Annotated in this window: 20 protein-coding genes; 11 read left to right on the plus strand and 9 right to left on the minus strand. The window is 31.1% G+C overall.

Going from position 1 to position 19,641, the window contains the following annotated elements; genetic code table 11:
* Nucleotides 1–11 precede the first annotated feature (11 nt).
* From F7018_RS14675 to F7018_RS14690, 4 genes are all read left to right on the plus strand, one after another.
* Nucleotides 12–563 (plus strand): RNA polymerase sigma factor, encoded by a 552-nt coding sequence (locus F7018_RS14675; RefSeq protein WP_217701387.1) that lies wholly within the window; start codon nucleotides 12–14, stop codon nucleotides 561–563.
* Between the two features lies 1 nt (nucleotide 564).
* Nucleotides 565–1,359 (plus strand): HEAT repeat domain-containing protein, encoded by a 795-nt coding sequence (locus F7018_RS14680; protein WP_150900850.1) that lies wholly within the window; start codon nucleotides 565–567, stop codon nucleotides 1,357–1,359.
* A gap of 81 nt (nucleotides 1,360–1,440) precedes the next feature.
* Nucleotides 1,441–2,355 (plus strand): DUF4097 family beta strand repeat-containing protein, encoded by a 915-nt coding sequence (locus F7018_RS14685; protein WP_150900851.1) that lies wholly within the window; start codon nucleotides 1,441–1,443, stop codon nucleotides 2,353–2,355.
* 6 nt (nucleotides 2,356–2,361) lie between these two features.
* Entirely contained in the window at nucleotides 2,362–3,171 is an 810-nt protein-coding gene (locus F7018_RS14690) for a DUF4097 family beta strand repeat-containing protein (RefSeq protein WP_150900852.1), read from the plus strand.
* A 57-nt stretch (nucleotides 3,172–3,228) separates the two neighbouring features.
* On the opposite strand, the gene F7018_RS14695 is transcribed toward F7018_RS14690, so the two are convergent.
* The 9 genes from F7018_RS14695 to F7018_RS14735 form a co-directional block, all read right to left on the minus strand.
* On the minus strand, nucleotides 3,229–3,591 hold the full coding sequence (locus tag F7018_RS14695) for a cupin domain-containing protein (protein ID WP_175578748.1): 363 nt from the start codon (nucleotides 3,589–3,591) through the stop codon (nucleotides 3,229–3,231).
* A 115-nt stretch (nucleotides 3,592–3,706) separates the two neighbouring features.
* The gene (locus F7018_RS14700) at nucleotides 3,707–4,555 is read right to left on the minus strand and encodes a CPBP family intramembrane glutamic endopeptidase (protein WP_150900854.1); all 849 of its coding nucleotides are present in this window, start codon (nucleotides 4,553–4,555) and stop codon (nucleotides 3,707–3,709) included.
* Between the two features lie 71 nt (nucleotides 4,556–4,626).
* Nucleotides 4,627–5,748, minus strand: a complete 1,122-nt coding sequence (locus F7018_RS14705) for a helix-turn-helix domain-containing protein (RefSeq protein ID WP_150900855.1) — start codon at nucleotides 5,746–5,748, stop codon at nucleotides 4,627–4,629.
* Between the two features lie 37 nt (nucleotides 5,749–5,785).
* Nucleotides 5,786–6,388 carry an SUMF1/EgtB/PvdO family nonheme iron enzyme gene (locus tag F7018_RS14710; RefSeq protein ID WP_150900856.1) on the minus strand — a complete coding sequence of 201 codons (603 nt, stop codon included), beginning with the start codon at nucleotides 6,386–6,388 and terminating at the stop codon, nucleotides 5,786–5,788.
* A gap of 174 nt (nucleotides 6,389–6,562) precedes the next feature.
* Nucleotides 6,563–8,371, minus strand: a complete 1,809-nt coding sequence (locus F7018_RS14715; protein WP_150900857.1) for an acyl-CoA dehydrogenase family protein — start codon at nucleotides 8,369–8,371, stop codon at nucleotides 6,563–6,565.
* Nucleotides 8,372–8,491: 120 nt separating this feature from the next.
* The gene (locus tag F7018_RS14720; protein ID WP_150900858.1) at nucleotides 8,492–9,682 is read right to left on the minus strand and encodes an acetyl-CoA C-acyltransferase; all 1,191 of its coding nucleotides are present in this window, start codon (nucleotides 9,680–9,682) and stop codon (nucleotides 8,492–8,494) included.
* A 42-nt stretch (nucleotides 9,683–9,724) separates the two neighbouring features.
* Nucleotides 9,725–10,072, minus strand: a complete 348-nt coding sequence (locus F7018_RS14725) for a four helix bundle protein (protein ID WP_150900859.1) — start codon at nucleotides 10,070–10,072, stop codon at nucleotides 9,725–9,727.
* Nucleotides 10,073–10,115: 43 nt separating this feature from the next.
* Nucleotides 10,116–12,524, minus strand: a complete 2,409-nt coding sequence (locus F7018_RS18875) for a 3-hydroxyacyl-CoA dehydrogenase/enoyl-CoA hydratase family protein (protein WP_150900860.1) — start codon at nucleotides 12,522–12,524, stop codon at nucleotides 10,116–10,118.
* A 17-nt stretch (nucleotides 12,525–12,541) separates the two neighbouring features.
* Nucleotides 12,542–13,003, minus strand: a complete 462-nt coding sequence (locus F7018_RS14735; protein ID WP_150900861.1) for a MarR family winged helix-turn-helix transcriptional regulator — start codon at nucleotides 13,001–13,003, stop codon at nucleotides 12,542–12,544.
* A 139-nt stretch (nucleotides 13,004–13,142) separates the two neighbouring features.
* Here F7018_RS14735 and F7018_RS14740 point away from each other — a divergent pair, with 139 nt between their 5' ends.
* From F7018_RS14740 to F7018_RS14770, 7 genes are all read left to right on the plus strand, one after another.
* Nucleotides 13,143–14,216 carry a DUF418 domain-containing protein gene (locus F7018_RS14740; RefSeq protein ID WP_246175207.1) on the plus strand — a complete coding sequence of 358 codons (1,074 nt, stop codon included), beginning with the start codon at nucleotides 13,143–13,145 and terminating at the stop codon, nucleotides 14,214–14,216.
* Between the two features lie 132 nt (nucleotides 14,217–14,348).
* Nucleotides 14,349–15,278: an ABC transporter ATP-binding protein gene (locus tag F7018_RS14745; protein ID WP_150900863.1), complete on the plus strand. Its 930-nt coding sequence runs from the start codon at nucleotides 14,349–14,351 to the stop codon at nucleotides 15,276–15,278.
* A 3-nt stretch (nucleotides 15,279–15,281) separates the two neighbouring features.
* Nucleotides 15,282–16,604 (plus strand): ABC transporter permease, encoded by a 1,323-nt coding sequence (locus tag F7018_RS14750; RefSeq protein WP_150900864.1) that lies wholly within the window; start codon nucleotides 15,282–15,284, stop codon nucleotides 16,602–16,604.
* A gap of 85 nt (nucleotides 16,605–16,689) precedes the next feature.
* Complete coding sequence (locus F7018_RS14755; protein WP_246175211.1) at nucleotides 16,690–17,514, plus strand: mechanosensitive ion channel family protein; 825 nt, start codon at nucleotides 16,690–16,692, stop codon at nucleotides 17,512–17,514.
* A 134-nt stretch (nucleotides 17,515–17,648) separates the two neighbouring features.
* On the plus strand, nucleotides 17,649–18,005 hold the full coding sequence (locus tag F7018_RS14760; protein WP_150900866.1) for a four helix bundle protein: 357 nt from the start codon (nucleotides 17,649–17,651) through the stop codon (nucleotides 18,003–18,005).
* 35 nt (nucleotides 18,006–18,040) lie between these two features.
* The gene (locus tag F7018_RS14765; RefSeq protein WP_150900867.1) at nucleotides 18,041–18,220 is read left to right on the plus strand and encodes a four helix bundle protein; all 180 of its coding nucleotides are present in this window, start codon (nucleotides 18,041–18,043) and stop codon (nucleotides 18,218–18,220) included.
* A gap of 220 nt (nucleotides 18,221–18,440) precedes the next feature.
* A complete protein-coding gene (locus tag F7018_RS14770) occupies nucleotides 18,441–19,604 on the plus strand; it encodes a sigma-54-dependent transcriptional regulator (RefSeq protein ID WP_150900868.1) in 1,164 nt (387 codons plus the stop codon).
* The last annotated feature ends 37 nt before the right edge of the window (nucleotides 19,605–19,641 follow it).

Raw genomic sequence — 19,641 nt, forward strand, 5'->3', positions numbered from 1 at the left:
TACACAAAAACTTGAATACACTATCAGATAATGCATTAATGCTGAAAGTAAAAAACGGAGAGCACCATAAGCTAGGGTTATTGTACGAGCGGTATAAGAAACGATTGTTTGGTTACTTCTATCATATGAATAAAGATGCCGGATTAAGTGAAGATTTAGTACAAAATGTGTTTGTAAGAGTTTTAAAATACAAGCATACGTACACAGAAGAAAGCAAATTTATCACTTGGATTTTTCAAATAGCTCGAAATGAAGGTTATGATTATTACAGAAAGCAAAAAAAGCACCAACATCAAGATATTGATGAAGTAGGATATAACTTAAATCATTCGGATGATTTTCAGCAAAAAATGGAAGTTTTAGAAAAGAAAACAATTCTTAAAAGAGCTATGGAACAATTATCATCAGAGAAAAGAGAAGTTTTAACACTAAGTAAGTTTAAAGAATTAAAATATAAGGAGGTAGGAGAAATTATTGGATGTACAGAAGGAGCAGCAAGAACCAAAGTTCATAGAGCATTGTTTGAATTAAAAGAAATATACCTAACCTTAGAAAAAAGATAATATGATGAATTATAAAGAGTTTCAAGAAATGATGATGGATTATATTTCAGATAATTTATCAATAGAGAATAGAAAAGTTTTTGAGGAATATTTAAAGAACAATCCACAACATCAAGAAGAGTTTGAACAAATGCAAGTTTTTTGGAGTGGAAGTGAAGAAGAAATTCCAGAGCCAAGCACAGCCATGGATGTGAAGTTTTATACCATGTTAAATGCCTCAGAAAAAGCTTCAAAAAAAGTATCTGTATTTAGCAAAATTACTAGCCTTTTTGAAAATAGTTTTCCTAAACAATTGGCCTACACCTTGGCAATTTTAACAGTAGGTTTTTTTATAGGAAAGGAGTTAAATACAGAAAAAAAGCCTTTGATTGAAGAAGTAAAATATGCTCAGAAAGAAACAGAAAATGTACGTTCTCAATTAGTATTAGCATTATTAGAACAGCCTTCGGCCAATAAAAGATTACAAGCAGTAAATGAAGCAAACAAACTAAGTTCGGCTACTGAAACCGTTATTAAAGCATTGTTTACAACTTTAAATAAAGACGCAAATGTAAATGTAAGATTATCGGCAGTGGAAGCATTAGCAAATTATACAGATTTGTCAATGGTTAGAGAAGGTTTGATTGCTTCTATAGTACACCAAAAATCACCATTAGTACAAATAGCATTAGCCGATTTAATGGTTGTGTTACAAGAAAAGAAAGCAGTAAAATCATTTGAAAAACTAATAGATGAAGAAGATGTTAATGAAGCTGCAAAAGAAAAAATGAAAGAAAGTATTCAACAAATAATTTAAATATGTATTTGATGTAAATGGCAAATCCTAGGCATGCTTTTTACTGAAATCAACCAAGTCATTCATCAAAAATAAGTATTTATGAAATTTTTAAAACCAATAATAGCAGGGATTGTATTATGTGGAATAACAACAATATCGGCACAGCGATATCAAAAAGACAAAAAGCTTAAAAGTACTGAAACAATTACCAAAGAATTAGAATTTTCTAGAGTATCATCAGATAATATTCTAGTAGTAGATAATGTGTATGGATCAATAGATGTAGAAGGGTATAACGGACGTACCGTTAAGTTGGAAGTTACGAAGATTATTTCAGCAGATACCAAAGAAGAATTAGCAAAAGGGAAAGAGGAAATAGGTGTGAAATCTGCCAAAAAAGATGATGCATTATATGTTTATTTAGATTCACCATATTCAAATTTCGATTTAAAAACGGGTAGTTTTGATCATAGAGAATTTAGCTTTAATTATAGAAGGAATTATAAACATCGTAAGAAGCGTATGTATAAATACACGCTAAACTATAAGATTAAAGTGCCTAAAAATGCGAGCATTGATATAAAGGCAGTAAATAATGGAAATATTAAAGTAGCCAATGTACATGGTAAATTATTAATAGTAAAAAATATTAATGGAGCAATTGATATGACAAACGTATCAGGGAAAACCGATGTTAATGCTTTAAATGAAGATATTAATATTACTTATAGTAAAAACCCAACAGAGGAGAGTTGGTATCGTTCATTGAATGGAGATATTAATATAAAATTTAAAGATAATTTAGATGCAACAATTAGTTATAAAACAATGAATGGAGGTTTTTACACCAACTTTGATTTAGAAAAAACAACACCAAGGTTTAAAAAAGTAAAAGAGAGTAGAAAAAAAGGAACAAAATATAAGATAGCATCCAATAGGCATTTTAAAATAGGAAACGGAAATGTACATTTACATTTTGATCAGTTAAATGGAGATGCAATAGTTAAAAATTAAAAAAAAATGAGTATTAAAAATATAAAAATAGGAGTGTTTAGTATATTGTTTTTATTAGCATTCAATTTAACAGCACAAGAAACAGTAAGTATTCCATTGAGTAATTCTAAACAAGCAGGAATTTTAAAAATGGGAATTATTAGAGGATCGATCAATGTAGTAGGATATGATGGTAATGAAGTTGTAGTTACAGGCAATAGGAGAAAAGATAGACATAGCAGTAGTAGAAGAGGAAAATCAGGATTAAAGAAGATTTCAAACCAATCAATGGAATTTGAAGTAGAAGAATTAGATAATACAGTTCGTATTCAAAGTTCACCTGTAGCAACTATTGATTTTGAGATTAAAGTGCCGAAAAAGTTTTCTTTAAAAATATCTACTGTAAATCAAGGCTCTATTTATGTAGAAAATGTAGAAGGAGCAATGGATATTAGTAACACAAACGGTGGAATTGTATTAAAAGATATTAGTGGCTCTGTGAGTGCTGATGCTTTAAATAAAGATATTGTAGTAAACTTTAAAAAAGTAACACCCAATACAGCAATGGCCTTTAGTAGTTTAAATGGAGATATCGATGTAACTTTTCCAAAGAATTTAAAAGCTGATGTAAAAATTAAATCAGATAGAGGAGAAATTTATACTGACTTTGATTTAAAAGCTAAGCCATCAAAAGCTAAAGTGACTAAAGGGAATTCTAAAAAAGGAAATGCATACAGAGTAAAAGTAGAAAACTGGATTACTGGAGCAATTAATGGAGGAGGACCAGAATTACTTTTCAAGAACTTTAATGGAGACGTAATTATAAGAAGCAATTAAAAGTTTGAATTGATATTATAAATAAAGAGCCTACAATGAATAGGCTCTTTTTTATTTTTAGTATTTCTGATCATCAAGAGACTTTGTAATTGAAGATTTCACAGTACCTGTGTGTAATGTTGTTTTACTTTCAATAAGCATAATAAAACATTCTTTTTCTGAAGAAACACGATGATTAACACCTTTAGGAACTACATATAAATCACCTTTATTCATAGTAAAACTTGGTTCGTTTTCAATTTCCATTAATAAAGAACCTTCTATGATGTAGAATAACTCATCTTCATTTTCATGATTGTGCCAAGGAATATCTTCTCCTTTAATTTTAGCAAGTTTAACAAATTGATCGTTTACCTCAGAAATTATTTTGGGAGAAAAGTAATTTTGGATGCTTTCAAAAGCATTATTTATGTTTATCATCAGAGTTTCATTTAAGTTTCAAAGGGTGTTTAAAGTTATTTTATATTAAAAAGACCACCAAATTTTATTTGATGATCTTTTTTACTAACCTTCTTTTTCCATAGTTATTTCCCCACTAAGCTTTTCCCATAGCTTGTTGTTTTGCCTTTTTAAGTTTTTTCCAATACAAGTACCCAAATATTAAAATTAAGTCAATACATATAAAGTTGCTAAGCATTGCAAAAGAAAACTCATCTTTTAATTCAGTAACAGAAATTGCAATAGCATTAAAATGATTGTTAGCTCCGTGTGCTAAAATTGCAATGAAGATTGAATATCTATTATAGCCTAAGTAAGCTATAATTAAAGAGAAAGCAATACATACTAAAGGGTAAGTAACAAAAGCCTCTAAATAAGGATGGTTTGGGAAATTGTATCCTTTTAAAGCAACTGGTAAATGCCAAAAAGCCCAAATAAGTCCTAGAATAACAACTCCTTTTATTTCGCCAAAAGCATTAAATAACTTTTCTTGTAGGTAACCTCTCCATCCAATTTCTTCTCCCATTACCAAAATACTAGTAGCTAAATAACCTAACCCAATTAATAAAATTATTTCTGTTGTACCTCCAAGTATAGACCAATCAGGAGTTAATCGATATCCTAATTTTACTTGACAATAAAATCCTATTGTAACATAGGTTAAGGGGATTAGTATAGCTAATGAGCTTCCTTTTAATGATGGTTTAAAAAATTGTAGAGATTTCCAATTACCGCCTTCTTTTTTATTAATTATGATGGCAACTATTGCCGGTAAAAAACCATAGACCAATGAAAATATTGTTCTAAAAATAAGATTAGAAAAATCAAGGATGTTTAAAAATAAGAATCCGATTCCCCAAGAAATTCCTAACAACCAAAGAGTATATTTTTTGGCTTTTTTAAGGTTCGTTTTTCGATACGTGTTAGTGTCAATTGTTGTGTTCATAATAATTGTTTACTCATTTAAATTTTGAGCAAAACAACTGATAAACAAGGCGCAAATCGACTCATTAGATGCTATGAGACTTTTTTTTCTAAACTTTTTTTGAATTGTAAAGGAGTTATTCCTTCTTGCTGTTTAAAAACTCTATTAAAAGTAGCTTTAGAGTTAAAACCAGAATCAAATGCAATAGCCAATAAGGTTAAGTTTTTTGAAGTACCATTGCTAATACTTTTCTTGAAATGCTGAATTCGATAAGAATTTACATATTCGTAAAAAGTAGTATTCAGTTCGGTGTTTAAATAATTGGAAAGTTTTTTGTCGGTAGTTTCCAATAATGAAGCAGTTTCTCTCAAAGAAAGATTTTGTTTCTTAAAAACTTGGTCTGTATCAAAAAGCTTTTCTAATTTTTCTTTCAATTTAGGAGAATTAGAAATCTTGCTTTTTTCTTCTATGGGTGTCTTAAGAACTTTCTCTTCTTTATTAAATTCTCTTTGCAATAAAAAGACCTGTGTTTGATTCAAACCATAATATCCAATATACCATATTAAGGCAGTTAAGAATAGGAGATTAAAAGTTAATACAAATTTTAAAGATGAATAAACTAGTAACAATCCACCTGAGATTCCATCGATAAGAACAAAAATAATCAGTCCATATAACCAAATAGACAGCCATTTTAAATCGATGTTTTTTATGTAAGAATAGTTTTCTTTAACCTTTTTTCTATAGGTTTTTAAAAGCTTAAAGCTTAGGAATAAATAATATATAAAGTATCCATAACCCAAAAAAGGAATTATAAAGCTTAGTAGAATAATATTGTTTTGATAATTACTGCTGAGGTTTGGTAAAAAATACCTTGGAATACTAAATAATAAAAAGCCAATAAAAAAAGGAATTAAATCCTTAACAGTCTTTTTGGGATCAATTTCAGAATTATATATAGACTTTATATAGTTAAATAGGAGAGGGCCTAATGCTAATGGAACTATAGTTCCAATTGGTGTTATAAAAAAAGAGAGGTTTGTATATTCTAAATAATATGACGAGTAGGTTAGAAATAAAATTAATAAGCAAAAAAATATTCCAATTAGAATTTTGTTAGAAAAATGCTGGTGTATACGTTTTAAAATTAAAATAATTAATAAAACACATAAACTAAAACCAGAATAAAAAAGGAAATTAAATAGCTCTTTCAAAAGTCAAGAATTTTATTTGCAAAGATAAAGCCTGTCTTTATTTAATAACAGAAAAGCCTATATGAATATTACCAGTTTCTTTATCTACAAACAATTCTCTTTGTTTTACTGTACCATGACAAGTTGTTTTTGAGCAAAATAAAGAGCCACCAGCAAGTCTAACTAAATCACCTCTTTTAGTTTCGGTTATATCCCATACATTTCCTAAAATATTAACTTCGTTTACAGGAGATATTGGGAGTTCATTTTCAGAAACAACCACTCTTTTATCTGTTTTAATTAGTTCCCAATATTCATCATAATTAGGTAATCGAGTACCAGACCATTTACAGTAGGCTATGGCATCGTTATAACTTACTTGAGTTACAGGCAAGTCTTTAGAATTTATGTTGTTTATACCATCAGGTTTTTTCCAGTAGGCACCATCAACTTTTTTAAAGTCATAAACATTTACTTGTACTATAGACCACCCGTATTTTTCAGCATCAGTTTTATAACCAGTTTGTTCTACAAATGTTTCAAATTGAGCATAACTTATAGGGGATAAATCTTGATGATTTTTCTTACAAGAAAAAACTATGGATAAAGCTATAAAAGCTATGAGTTTGTGAAGGTTTTTAAATTGTTTTATAAAGTACATTTTTTGAATTAAGAGTCTTACAAAATAAATATAAATAAAAAAGACCGCTAAAAACTAATTTAACGATCTTTAAACAAACAACTAAATTCTAAAACCTATAAAGTTATAGAAGCTTTTTAATAATAGTTTACCATTTAATAATTACACAATGTTGTAAACTATATTCATATTTTTTTAGAAGCAGTATTTGTTTTCTGCTTTTAATTTTTCTGCAATTGTATTACGCAACTCAACAACGTTAGGGTAGTTCGCATACTTTGTAAAACGTTTTAATCCCATTAACATCATACGTTGCTCATCACCTTCAGCAAAAGAGATAATTCCTTCTCTTCCGTTTTTAGTAATAATTTCTACAGCATTGTATAAGTATAATTTCGCCATTGCAATCTGTTCTTTTTGAGCTTCTTCACCAAAACGTTTTGCGTTTTTCTCAGTTCTCAAAATTCCAGACTCTGCCATGTAAATTTCAATTAAGATATTAGAAGCAGCAGTTAATAATTGTTGGTGTTGTTCTAACTCAGTTCCAAATTTTTGGATAGCAGCACCAGCAACCATTAAAAATACCTTCTTTAATTTTGCTATAATTTCTTTCTCTTCTGCAAACAACTCAGAATAATCTGGTGTGTCAAAAGAAGGAATACCCATTAACTCTTCACCAACAGCCATAGCAGGATTTAATAAATCTACATGACCTTTCATGGCTTTCTTAACTAACATTCCTACAGATAATAATCTGTTAATTTCGTTAGTTCCTTCATAAATACGAGCAATACGAGCATCTCTCCAAGCAGATTCCATTGGAGTTTCTTCAGAGAATCCCATACCTCCGTAAACTTGGATTCCTTCATCAGAACAGTTTTGAACATCTTCAGAAACAGCTACTTTTAAAATTGAACATTCAATAGCGTATTCCTCAACACCTTTTAATTCTGCTTCTTGATGTGTGTTTCCTTCCGACTCACGGATAGCGATTCTATCTTCAATGTTTTTAGCAGCTCTATACGATGCAGACTCTCCAACATAAGCATTGGTAGCCATTTCTGCTAATTTCATTTTAATAGCTCCAAATTCAGAGATAGGAGTTTTAAATTGTTTACGTTCGTTAGCGTAGTTTACAGCGTGATCGATAATTCTTCTTTGAGAATCTAAACAAGCAGCTGCTAATTTAATACGTCCAACGTTTAATGCATTCATAGCGATTTTGAATCCACCACCACGAACTGATAACATATTTTCTACTGGTACTAATGTATCGTTAAAGAATACCTGACGAGTAGAAGAAGCACGGATACCTAATTTATGCTCTTCCTCTCCTAAAGTAACTCCGTTAGGATTGTTTTTATCATATTCTAAGATAAAACCAGTAATGTTTTTATCATCTTCTATACGAGCAAAAACGATAAAGATTTCAGCAAAACCTGCATTAGAAATCCACATTTTTTGTCCGTTAATTTTATAATGTTTACCGTCTTCAGTTAATTCGGCAGTAGTTTTACCAGAATTAGCATCCGATCCAGCTCCTGGCTCAGTTAAACAGTAAGCTCCAAAACGCTCACCCATTGCTAAAGCAGGAACAAATTTTTGCTTTTGCTCTTCTGTACCATATAAAGTAATTGGCATTGTTCCAATACCCGTGTGTGCACCAAAAGCAGTACTAAAAGAACCTGTTCCACTTGAAATATAATCACAAGTTAACATCGTAGAAACAAATCCCATTCCTAATCCACCGTAAGCTTCAGGAACAGAAACACCTAAGAAACCTAATTCACCAGCTTTACGCATAGTTTCTTCAGTTAAGGCATAATCTTTCTTTTCAAAACGTTCTTTATGAGGTATGATTTCACGGTCGTTAAATTCTTTAACCGCTTCTTTCATCATATTTTGCTCTTCAGAAAAATCTTCTGGAGTGAATACATCTTCACAGTTTGTTTCCTTTACAAGGAATTGACCACCACGTAAAATATCTTTCTTTAATTCTGACATAATATTTTTAGATTTTAGTAATCAGTAGTGAGTATTGAGTTACTAACTACTTTTTTGATTTTAAATTTATTTTTTTAGGAGTAGAGAAAAATCTCAATACTCATTACTTATATCTTATTCCTAGTTTAAAAACTCGAAAATACCAGCAGCACCTTGTCCTGTACCTACACACATAGTTACCATACCGTACTTTCCTTGCATGTTACGCTTGCGCATTTCATCAAACAATTGAACTGATAATTTAGCTCCAGTACAACCTAATGGGTGTCCTAAAGCGATTGCTCCACCATTTACATTAATGATATCTGCATCTAGTCCTAATTCGCGAATTACAGCTAATGATTGAGAGGCAAATGCTTCGTTCAATTCTATTAAGCTAATGTCTTCTTGTTTTAATCCAGCTTGTTTTAACGCCTTTGGAATAGCAGCAACTGGTCCAATTCCCATGATTCTTGGTGGAACACCAGCAGCAGCATAACTTACCATACGTGCTATTGGTTTTAGGTTTAATTCCTTAACCATATCTTCGCTCATAACCATAACAAAAGCAGCTCCATCACTTGTTTGTGAAGAGTTACCCGCTGTAACACTACCACCAGCAGCAAATACTGGTTTTAAGCGCTCTAATCCAGCAATGTTTGATCCTTTACGTGGACCTTCATCTTTTGTTACTGTAAATTTTCTTGTAGCTCTTTTACCATTAGCATCTACATAAGTTTCTTCAACTTCAATAGGAACTATTTGGTCTTGGAAACGATTTTCTTCTTGAGCTTTTAATGCTTTTAAGTGAGAGTTTAAAGCAAACTCATCTTGATCTTTACGAGAAATATTATATTTCTGAGCAACCTCTTCGGCTGTATTTCCCATTCCCCAGTAATAATCAGCATGACCATCAGCTACGATATCGTAGTTTAATTCTGGTTTAAATCCTGTCATAGGTACAGAACTCATACTTTCAGCTCCTCCAGCAATAATACAATCTGCCATTCCAGATTGAATCTTTGCTACTGCCATACCTATAGTTTCTAATCCAGAAGAACAGAAACGGTTTACAGTTACTCCAGGAACATCTTCAGTTTTTAATCCCATTAAAGAAATTAAACGAGCCATGTTTAATCCTTGAGAACCTTCTGGCATTGCGTTACCAACGATAACATCGTCAATTCGTTTTTTATCGAACTCAGGTAACTGCTTCATCATATAATCGATTGTTTCAGCAGCTAACTCATCAGCTCTTTTAAATCTGAACGCACCTTTTTTAGATTTACCTACGGCGGTTCTATATCCTTTTACTATATATGCTGTTTTCATTTTTATTTTTAGTATTGAGTATTGAGATTCTAGTATTGCGATTTATAATTTTTGTTGAAAAACATAATTCATTTTTTGTATTTCAATACATTGCTCAATAATAGGTTGTACTTTGTCTTTATTAATCAGATCTAATTCAATAACTAATATTAATTGCGTTTGTAATTCATATGCTGAACCATTCGCAATACTCAAAAAGTGTTTGAATTCTTTTTGAGAATTTCTACCAGCTCCTTCGGCTATATTTGAAGGAATTGAAATAGCACTTCTCTTTATTTGAGATGTTAGACCGAATTTTTCATCGGAAGGTAATTCTGAAATAAGTAGATATATTGCTTTGGTCAATTGAATTGACTTTTGCCATATTTTTAAATTTTCTACTTTGTGCATTTCTAATTACTTAATACTAATATCTCAATACTAATCGTAACTTTTAGTTACGAAGTGGTTTACCAGTTTTTAACATGTGTTGAATACGCTCTAACGTTTTACGTTCTGTCGCTAAGCTTAAGAATGCTTCACGTTCAAGGTTTAATAAATACTGTTCAGAAACTTTTGTTGGTTCTGATAAATCTCCACCAGCCATTACATAGGCTAATTTGTTTGCAATCTTTTGATCGTGTTCTGATATAAATCTACTTGCTTGCATAGAATCTGTAGCTACTAAGAATGCACCTAATGCTTGCTTTCCAAGTACTAATACATCATCTTTACGAGCAGCAGGTTGTGTATATCCAGCTTCAGCTAGTAACAATGCATGTTTCTTAGCTTCTGCAATTTGACGATCTCTATTCACTACAACTACATCTTTACCTTTTTCTAATAAACCTAAATCGAAAGCTTCATATGCTGAAGTTCCTACTTTAGCCATACCAATAGTTAAGAAATACTCTTGTAATACATTTAATTGTACATCTCCTTTACGGAAAGTGTCAGAGGCACGTAATGCCATTTCTTTAGAACCACCTCCACCAGGGATAACTCCAACTCCAAACTCTACTAATCCCATATAAGTTTCAGCAGCAGCAACAACTTTATCAGCGTGTAATGATAATTCACATCCACCACCTAAAGCCATACCATGAGGAGCAGCAATTGTAGGAATTGCAGAATAACGCATACGCATCATAGTATCTTGGAAATACTTGATAGCCATATTTAATTCGTCATACTCTTGCTCTACAGCCATCATAAAAATCATTCCAATATTAGCACCAACAGAGAAGTTTGCTCCTTGGTTACCAATTACTAATCCTTGGAAGTCTTTTTCAGCTAAATCAACTGCTTTGTTTAATCCAGCTAAAACATCTCCACCAATAGTGTTCATTTTAGATTGGAATTCACAGTTTAGGATACCATCTCCTAAATCCTCAATAACAACTCCTGAGTTTTTAAATACCTCATTTGTTTTACGAATATTATCTAAGATGATGAATGAATCCTGACCTGGTTTTTTAGTTTGAGCTTTTGCAGTTACATCATAGTAATAAGTAGCTCCTTCTTTAACTGTATAGAAAGATTTAGATCCTTTTGCTAGCATTTCAGTAACCCAAGCAGCTGGCTCTTTTCCTTCAGCTTTCATTAATTCGATACCTTTTTCTACACCTACAGCATCCCAAATTTCGAAAGGTCCATTTTCCCATCCGAAACCAGCTTTCATGGCATCGTCAATTTTATATAAATCGTCAGAGATTTCTGGAATTCTATTTTGAACGTATGCAAACATTGCTGCAAAGTTCTTACGGTAGAATTCACCCGCTTTATCTTTTCCACCAACTAATACTTTAAAACGATCAATTGGCTTATCTATAGTTTTTGTTAATTCTAACGTAGCAAACTTCGCACGTTTTTTAGCACGATATTCCATCGTATCTAAATCTAACGATAAGATTTCTTTCTTTCCTTCTGCGTTAACAGTTTTTTTGTAGAAACCTTGCTTAGTTTTACTTCCCAACCATTTATTTTCCATCATTGTATTGATGAAATCTGGTAACTTGAATAATTCGTGAGCTTCGTCGTTAGGACAGTTGTCGTAAATACCATTAGCAACGTGTACTAAAGTATCTAAACCAACAACATCAACAGTACGGAAAGTAGCAGATTTAGGACGTCCAATAACTGGTCCTGTTAATTTATCTACTTCTTCAATAGTTAATCCTAATTCTTTTACTTGGTGGAATAACGATTGGATTCCGAAAATACCAATTCTATTACCAATAAAAGCAGGAGTATCTTTAGCTAATACTGAAGTTTTTCCTAAGAATTTAGAACCGTAATCCATTAAGAAGTCAGTAACTTCTTGCTTACAGTTAGGTCCAGGGACAACTTCAAATAATTTTAAATAACGAGGAGGGTTAAAAAAGTGAGTTACAGCAAAGTGCTTTTGGAAATCTTCACTTCTTCCTTCATTCATAAATTTGATAGGAATCCCCGAAGTATTTGATGAAATAATAGTACCAGGTTTACGGTACTTTTCTAATTTTTCAAAAACGATTTTTTTAATATCTAATCGCTCTACAACAACTTCCATAATCCAATCTACATCAGCAACCTTAGCAATATCATCTTCTAAGTTACCAGTAGTAATTCTACTCGCAAACTCTTTTTTGTAAATAGGAGATGGCTTCGATTTTAACGAAGCAGCTAAAGCATCATTAACCAAACGATTACGAACAGCTTTGTCTTCTAACGTTAATCCTTTTGCTTTTTCTTTGTCGTTAAGTTCTCTAGGAACAATGTCTAATAATAAGACTTCAACGCCAATGTTGGCAAAATGACATGCAATACCACTTCCCATAATACCAGAACCGATAATTGCTACTTTTTTAATTCTTCTTGTCATTTGTTTGTTGGTTTGTTTTATACAGCTTTTTTGTCAATATCATCATCGTATATTAACTTGTCTGTAATAAGTTTGTTTATTGTAGTTGTTACTTTAAAGAAGTTTTCCAATTCTTCTTCAGTAATATGTTCTCTTACTTTATTGTTAAATTGATATACATGGCCTTTAGAAACTTCTCGCATTTCTTTACCATAATCGGTTAACTTAATAATAACACTTCTACCATCATTAGGATTTTTCTCTCTGCATATAACCCCTTTATCTTCCATTGTTTTTAATAAACGAGAAAGACTAGTAGGTTCCATTCCCATTAAAGGACCTAAGGCTGTAGAAGGCGTACCGTTTTCATAATCTATGTTCAATAAAACAAAAGCAGTTGCCATTGTACTATCGTGCTTTGCAGCTTGTTCGTTATACAATTTTGCAACAGCTTGCCAAGTAGCTCTTAATTGGTGATCTATTGATTTACTTTTATCCATCGTTGTCAAAGATATAAAAATTTATTATGCATGCATAGTATTTTGCAAAAAAGTTATGCATGCATAATAAAATTAACATACAGATAACGTAACGAAAGGCACTAAGGGCTTACTAATTAGTAGTTTTAAATTGTATATGATGAAACGTATAATTGGTATTGATGTGGCAAGAGCATTGGCTGTAATAGGAATGATTATAGTTAATTTTAAAGTTGCGTTTGGAAATAATGGAAATCAGACATTAAAATACTTTACAAGCTTATTTGAAGGAAAAGCTGCTGCTACTTTTGTGGTGTTAGCGGGAGTAGGGTTGGCATTTATGTCTAATTCAAGTATTCAAAATAGAGATCAACAAAAGCTTCATAATGTTAGAAACAAAATTATAAAAAGAGCCATTTTTCTATTTATAATAGGTGTAGTGTATTTGCCTATTTGGATTGCCGATATTCTACATTTCTATGGAGTTTATATGCTTCTAACTGTATTATTCTTAACAGTTGATAAATCAAAAATATTACTTGTTGCTGGAGCGATTATACTTTTGTATCCAATTCTTATGCTATTCTTTGATTACGATATTGGTTGGGATTATAAAACATTTGAATATCATAATTTTTGGACACTATCCGGATTTACGAGGAATCTATTTTACAATGGTTTTCATCCAGTTATTCCTTGGGTATCTTTTATGTTAATTGGTCTTTGGTTTGGGAAACAGAATTTAGCAGATGAAAAATTTGTTAAGAAATCTATGATTGTAAGTATGTGTGTTTTTGTAATTACGGTGATTGTCTCTAAAATTCTACTTTATATATTTTCTGAAGGAAATACTGAAACCTTGAATGAGTTAAGTCAGGTTTTAGGAACGAGTCCTATGCCTCCTTTGCCGTTTTATATGATTGCTGGAAGTAGCTTTGCTATAGGAATAATCTCAATATGTATTTTAATTTCAAATAAATACAAAGAACATTTTATTATTCAGGTATTAAAAAGTACAGGTCAATTAGCCCTGACATTTTATGTAGCACATGTTGTTATAGGAATGGGAATAGTTGCTGTTTTAAATCCAGAAAATATGGGGAGTTATTCAATTACATTCTCTTTTACCTATGCTTTATTGTTTAGTTTTTTATGTGTAGTGTTTGCTTATTTGTGGACACAAAAAAAGGAACAAGGACCTTTGGAGTGGATAATTAGGAAATTAACTAATTAAAGTTCTTTACAATAAAAAGAAATGTTCAGTGTAACAAAATGGAAAAGGAATATACTAATCTATATAAAATATGTAAGTTTGTCATTAGCTGTTCTTTGACAAACAGCAAGCAATTAATCAACTTTAAAATCTATGGATAATTTATTAGAAATTAATAATGTAGTAAAACGCTATGGGGAGTATACTGCATTAAACAATGTATCTATGCACATTCCTAAAGGAAGTGTTTTTGGTCTTTTAGGACCTAATGGTGCAGGAAAAACATCTTTGATTAGAATTATTAATCAAATAACAATGCCCGATAGTGGAAGTGTTATTTTAGATGGTGAAAAATTAGCTCCAAACCACATAGAGCACATTGGGTACCTACCAGAAGAAAGAGGTTTATACAAAAGTATGAAAGTTGGAGAGCAAGCTTTGTACTTAGCGCAGCTTAAAGGATTGAGTAAATCGGAAGCTAAAAAGCGCTTAAAGTATTGGTTTGATAAGTTTGATATAGGAGCTTGGTGGGGTAAGAAAATAGAAGAGTTATCTAAAGGGATGGCTCAAAAAGTACAGTTTATTGTAACTGTTTTACACCAACCTAAATTATTAATTTTTGATGAACCTTTCTCAGGGTTCGATCCGATTAATGCACAATTAATAGCAAAAGAAATTTTACAATTAAGAGACGAAGGAGCTACGATTATTTTTTCAACGCACAGAATGGAAAGTGTTGAGGAAATGTGCGATTATATTGCTTTAATTAACAAGTCTAACAAAATATTAGACGGTAAATTAGATGATATAAAGAAAGAGTTTAGAACTAATACTTTTCAAGTTGGTTTAAATACTTCAAACGGAAAAGAGGTAGAAGCAAAACTAAAAGAGAACTTTAAAGTGTTACCTGCTGATTTCAGATTATTAAACGATGGTTTGAAGTTAAATGTAAAATTAACAGAAGGAAATACAGCAAACGATTTATTATCGTATTTAACAACACAAGGACAAGTACAACATTTTGTAGAATTAATACCAAGTGCCAACGATATCTTTATTGAGGCAGTAAATAAAAACAGTTAAGCTATGAGTAGATTAAAGTTAATTATAGAGCGCGAGTTTATTGCTAAGGTTAGAAATAAATCATTTATAGTAATGACTTTCTTAAGTCCTTTACTAATGATTGGTATGGGAGCATTGGTATTCTTTTTAATGAAGAAAAATGATGAGAAAGTTAAAAAAATCGTTTTTGTAGATGAGTCAGGATTGTTTGCTAAAGATGTATTTAAAGATTCAAAAACTGTAAAATATGAAGACTTTACAGCTTTAGGTCTCGACGATTCTAAAAAGAAAGTTGAAGAAGGAGATTACTACGGAGCTTTATACATTCCTAAAAAAGATAGTTTAGAGATATTAGCAAATTCAATTGAGTTTTTCTCAAAAGATTCGCCTAGTATGACTATCATGTCAAGCTTAGAGAATAAAATTGAAAAGAAACTTAGAAACGAGAAATTAAATAAGTTTGGAATAGATTTAGAACATATTAAAGCATCTAAAATTTCATCAGATATTAAGATGTTTAATTTCTCAGGAGAGAAGTCGTCTAAATTAATCAATGGACTAAAAATTGGAGTAGGAGCCGTAGCAGGATATTTATTAATGATGTTTGTAATGATTTATGGAACATCTGTAATGCGAAGTGTTATTGAAGAGAAAACAAGTAGAATTATAGAAGTAATTGTTTCTTCAGTAAAACCTTTCCAGTTAATGCTAGGTAAAATTATTGGTAATGCTTCGGCAGGTTTGTTACAATTCTTTATTTGGGGTATTCTATTCTTTGTGTTTAGTTTAATAGCATCTTCGTTCTTAGGAATTGATATGATGGAAATGCAAACAGCAAAAGTATCGCCAGAACAAATGGAGGCTATGCAACAAGCAGCTGGAAGCAAAGGAGAAATGATTATTCAGGAAATATTTAGGTTACCATTATTAAAAATGTTCTTACTATTTATTTTCTATTTCTTAGGAGGTTATATGTTATACAGTTCATTATTTGCTGCTGTAGGAGCTGCTGTTGATAATGAGACAGACACGCAACAGTTTATGATGCCAATTATGTTGCCATTGATATTAGGAGTATATGTTGGTTTTGCAACTGTAATAAACGACCCTCATGGACCAGTTTCAGTGGTGTTCTCATATATACCATTTACATCGCCAATAGTAATGCTAATGCGTATTCCATTTGGAGTTGCTTGGTGGGAAATCGCAATATCGATGTTGTTATTAGTTGTTACGTTTGCCTTAATTGTATGGGTAGCAGCTAAGATTTATAGAGTAGGTATTTTAATGTATGGTAAGAAACCGAGCTATAAAGATTTATGGAAATGGATTAAATACAACGGATAAAAAACAAAATAATAAAAAGCAGTTATCAGAAAAAGATAGCTGCTTTTTTTAACTAAAATTATATATTTACTACAAATATATTTTTGTGAAAGAACTTAATAAAATACTTAACTATACTTTTCAATTTAATAAAGAGATAGGTATAAGCGTAAAATCGATTCTAGTACTTATAGTTGTCTTAATTTTAGCATCGTCTTTATTAAAGTATTTTAAAAAGTTTGTAAAAAGAAGATTACAAACAGAGGATAAGAATAAGTTTGATACTGTTTTTTCTTTTGCAAGTTGGTTTATCTACATTATTATATTCCTAACTACTTTAAATACTTCTGGAGTTGATGTAACAGCCATATTTGCAGCATCGGCAGCATTATTGATTGGTGTTGGTTTGGCATTACAAACCTTGTTCCAGGACATCATTTCTGGTATTTTCATTATTGTTGATCAAAGTGTACATGTAGGTGATATTATTGAGATTGATGGAAAAGTAGGTAGAGTAGAGGAAATAAAACTAAGAACTACCAGAGCTGTAACCATAGATAACAAAGTACTGGTAATACCCAATCATAAATATTTATCGAATAGTTTATATAATTGGACTCAAAACGGAACTACTACTCGTGAAAGTGTATCGGTAGGTGTGGCTTATGGAAGTGATGTTCAATTGGTAAAAGAACTGTTATTAAAAGCTGCTAAGGAACATCCAAAAGTGTTTGAATATCCAGCGCCATTAGTTGTATTTGAAAACTTTGGAGACAGTGCATTAGAGTTTAAGTTGATTTTTACTTTAAACGATAGTTTTCAAGCATTAATTCCGCAAAGTGAAATTCGATTTAAAATAGATCAGTTGTTTAGAGAGCATAATATTTCTATACCATTTCCGCAAAGAGATGTTCATATTATAAAGGAATAAGAAGGAGGATAAAAGACGAAAGACGAAAGACTGGTTGTGAGATAAAAGGACAAAAGATTTAAGACAAAAGGACTAAAGAGAAAAGACTTAAGAGAAAAGAGAAGAAGATAAATAAATTGCTAAAGAGAGAAAGAATGTTGAAACATAATTTTAAAAAACTTAAAATATGGAAAAGTAGTATGCTACTTTGTAAAATAGTTTTTAAAGTAACAGATAGTTTTCCTAAATCAGAACTTTATTCTTTGACCTCTCAAATTAATAGATCAGCTGTTTCTGTTCCTTCAAATATAGCAGAAGGGTCGAGTAGAAGTTCAAAAAAAGACTTTAAAAGGTTTCTTGAAATAGCACTTGGCTCGCTTTTTGAATTACAGACGCAAATAGTATTGTCAAGCTATAAAAGTTATATTAATAATAAGGAATTAATAAATCTAGAGGAAAAAATAGAAGAGTTACAAAAGATGATTTCTGGATTTAAAAAATCCTTAGAATAATCTATTATCTTTTCATCTTTTGTCTAAAAATCTAAATGGTTAAAAAAGATAAAAAAGTTTTTACAATAGCACTTGGATCGCTTTTTGAATTACAGACGCAAATAGTATTGTCAAGCTATAAAAGTTATATTAATAATAAGGAATTATTAAATCTAGAGAAAAAAATAGAAGAGTTACAAAAGATGATTTCTGGATTTAAAAAATCCTTAGAATAATCTATTATCTTTTCATCTTTTGTCTGAAAATCTAAGTAGTTGAAAAAGATAAAAAAGTTACAGTAATAACACTTGGCTCGCTTTTTGATTTCCAAGAACGAATAGTTATATTAAGCCATTAAAATTTATAAAATAATAAAGAGTTAATTGATAAAAAGAAAGAATAAATGAATTATAAAAGTTTCTTCTTTCGTCTTTTATCTTAAAGTCTAAATAATATATGAGTAAAATATTAATCATAGAAGACGAAGCGGCAATCCGTAGAGTTTTAAAAAAAATCATTACAGAAGAGAATGATGCTTATGAAGTAGAGGAGGCTGAAGATGGTTTGGCTGGAATTGAAATGATTAAGAATAAAGATTACGATTTAGTATTGTGCGATATTAAAATGCCAAAAATGGATGGTGTTGAGGTATTAGAAAAAGCAAAAAAGCTAAAACCTGAAACTGCAATGGTTATGATTTCTGGTCACGGTGATTTAGATACTGCTGTTAATACCATGCGTTTAGGTGCTTTTGATTATATATCGAAACCGCCAGATTTAAACAGGTTATTAAATACAGTTCGTAATGCTTTAGATCGTACAGAGTTAGTTGTAGAGAACAAGCGCCTTAAAAAGAAGGTGAGTAAAAGCTACGAAATGATTGGTGAGAGTGATGAAATTACTCATATTAAAGATATTATTGAAAAAGTAGCCGCTACCGATGCTCGTGTTTTAATTACTGGACCTAATGGAACCGGAAAAGAATTAGTAGCACACTGGTTGCACGAAAAATCAGATCGTTCAAAAGCACCTATGATTGAGGTAAACTGTGCTGCAATTCCATCGGAATTAATAGAAAGTGAATTATTTGGTCATGTAAAAGGATCGTTTACAGGGGCTAATAAAGATAGGGCAGGTAAGTTTGAAGCAGCTAACGGAGGAACTATTTTCTTAGATGAGATAGGTGATATGAGTTTGTCTGCACAAGCAAAAGTATTACGTGCTTTACAAGAAAATAGAATTTCGAGAGTAGGTTCGGATAAGGATATTAAAGTAAATGTTAGAGTTGTAGCTGCAACCAACAAAGATTTAAAAAAGGAAATAGCAGAAGGACGTTTTCGTGAAGATTTATATCACCGTTTAGCAGTAATCTTAATCAAAGTTCCTGCTTTAAATGATAGAAGAGGCGATATTCCTTTATTGGTAAACTTCTTTGCCGATAAGATTTCTAAGGAACAAGGGATGCCTAAAAAGGAGTTTTCTAAAGAGGCAATAACATTATTACAAGAATACGATTGGACTGGAAATATCCGTGAGTTGAGAAACGTAGTAGAGCGTTTAATTATTCTAGGAGAAAAAACAGTTTCTAAAAACGATGTAAAATTGTTTGCTAGTAAATAGCTAAACAATACTGAATAAAAAAAGGTGATCTTTCTGA

The organism is Tenacibaculum aiptasiae, from assembly GCF_008806755.1.
Lineage (GTDB): Bacteria > Bacteroidota > Bacteroidia > Flavobacteriales > Flavobacteriaceae > Polaribacter > Polaribacter aiptasiae.

Excerpts from the sequence above, each read along its gene's own strand:
- F7018_RS14680 (WP_150900850.1), top strand. The coding sequence starts at position 565 with ATGATGAATTATAAAGAGTTTCAAGAAATGATGATGGATTATATTTCA.
- F7018_RS14685 (WP_150900851.1), top strand. The coding sequence starts at position 1,441 with ATGAAATTTTTAAAACCAATAATAGCAGGGATTGTATTATGTGGAATA.
- F7018_RS14690 (WP_150900852.1), top strand. The coding sequence starts at position 2,362 with ATGAGTATTAAAAATATAAAAATAGGAGTGTTTAGTATATTGTTTTTA.
- F7018_RS14695 (WP_175578748.1), bottom strand. The coding sequence starts at position 3,591 with ATGATAAACATAAATAATGCTTTTGAAAGCATCCAAAATTACTTTTCT.
- F7018_RS14700 (WP_150900854.1), bottom strand. The coding sequence starts at position 4,555 with ATGAACACAACAATTGACACTAACACGTATCGAAAAACGAACCTTAAA.
- F7018_RS14710 (WP_150900856.1), bottom strand. The coding sequence starts at position 6,388 with ATGTACTTTATAAAACAATTTAAAAACCTTCACAAACTCATAGCTTTT.
- F7018_RS14715 (WP_150900857.1), bottom strand. The coding sequence starts at position 8,371 with ATGTCAGAATTAAAGAAAGATATTTTACGTGGTGGTCAATTCCTTGTA.
- F7018_RS14720 (WP_150900858.1), bottom strand. The coding sequence starts at position 9,682 with ATGAAAACAGCATATATAGTAAAAGGATATAGAACCGCCGTAGGTAAA.
- F7018_RS14725 (WP_150900859.1), bottom strand. The coding sequence starts at position 10,072 with ATGCACAAAGTAGAAAATTTAAAAATATGGCAAAAGTCAATTCAATTG.
- F7018_RS18875 (WP_150900860.1), bottom strand. The coding sequence starts at position 12,524 with ATGACAAGAAGAATTAAAAAAGTAGCAATTATCGGTTCTGGTATTATG.
- F7018_RS14735 (WP_150900861.1), bottom strand. The coding sequence starts at position 13,003 with ATGGATAAAAGTAAATCAATAGATCACCAATTAAGAGCTACTTGGCAA.
- F7018_RS14740 (WP_246175207.1), top strand. The coding sequence starts at position 13,143 with ATGAAACGTATAATTGGTATTGATGTGGCAAGAGCATTGGCTGTAATA.
- F7018_RS14745 (WP_150900863.1), top strand. The coding sequence starts at position 14,349 with ATGGATAATTTATTAGAAATTAATAATGTAGTAAAACGCTATGGGGAG.
- F7018_RS14750 (WP_150900864.1), top strand. The coding sequence starts at position 15,282 with ATGAGTAGATTAAAGTTAATTATAGAGCGCGAGTTTATTGCTAAGGTT.
- F7018_RS14760 (WP_150900866.1), top strand. The coding sequence starts at position 17,649 with ATGTTGAAACATAATTTTAAAAAACTTAAAATATGGAAAAGTAGTATG.
- F7018_RS14765 (WP_150900867.1), top strand. The coding sequence starts at position 18,041 with ATGGTTAAAAAAGATAAAAAAGTTTTTACAATAGCACTTGGATCGCTT.
- F7018_RS14770 (WP_150900868.1), top strand. The coding sequence starts at position 18,441 with ATGAGTAAAATATTAATCATAGAAGACGAAGCGGCAATCCGTAGAGTT.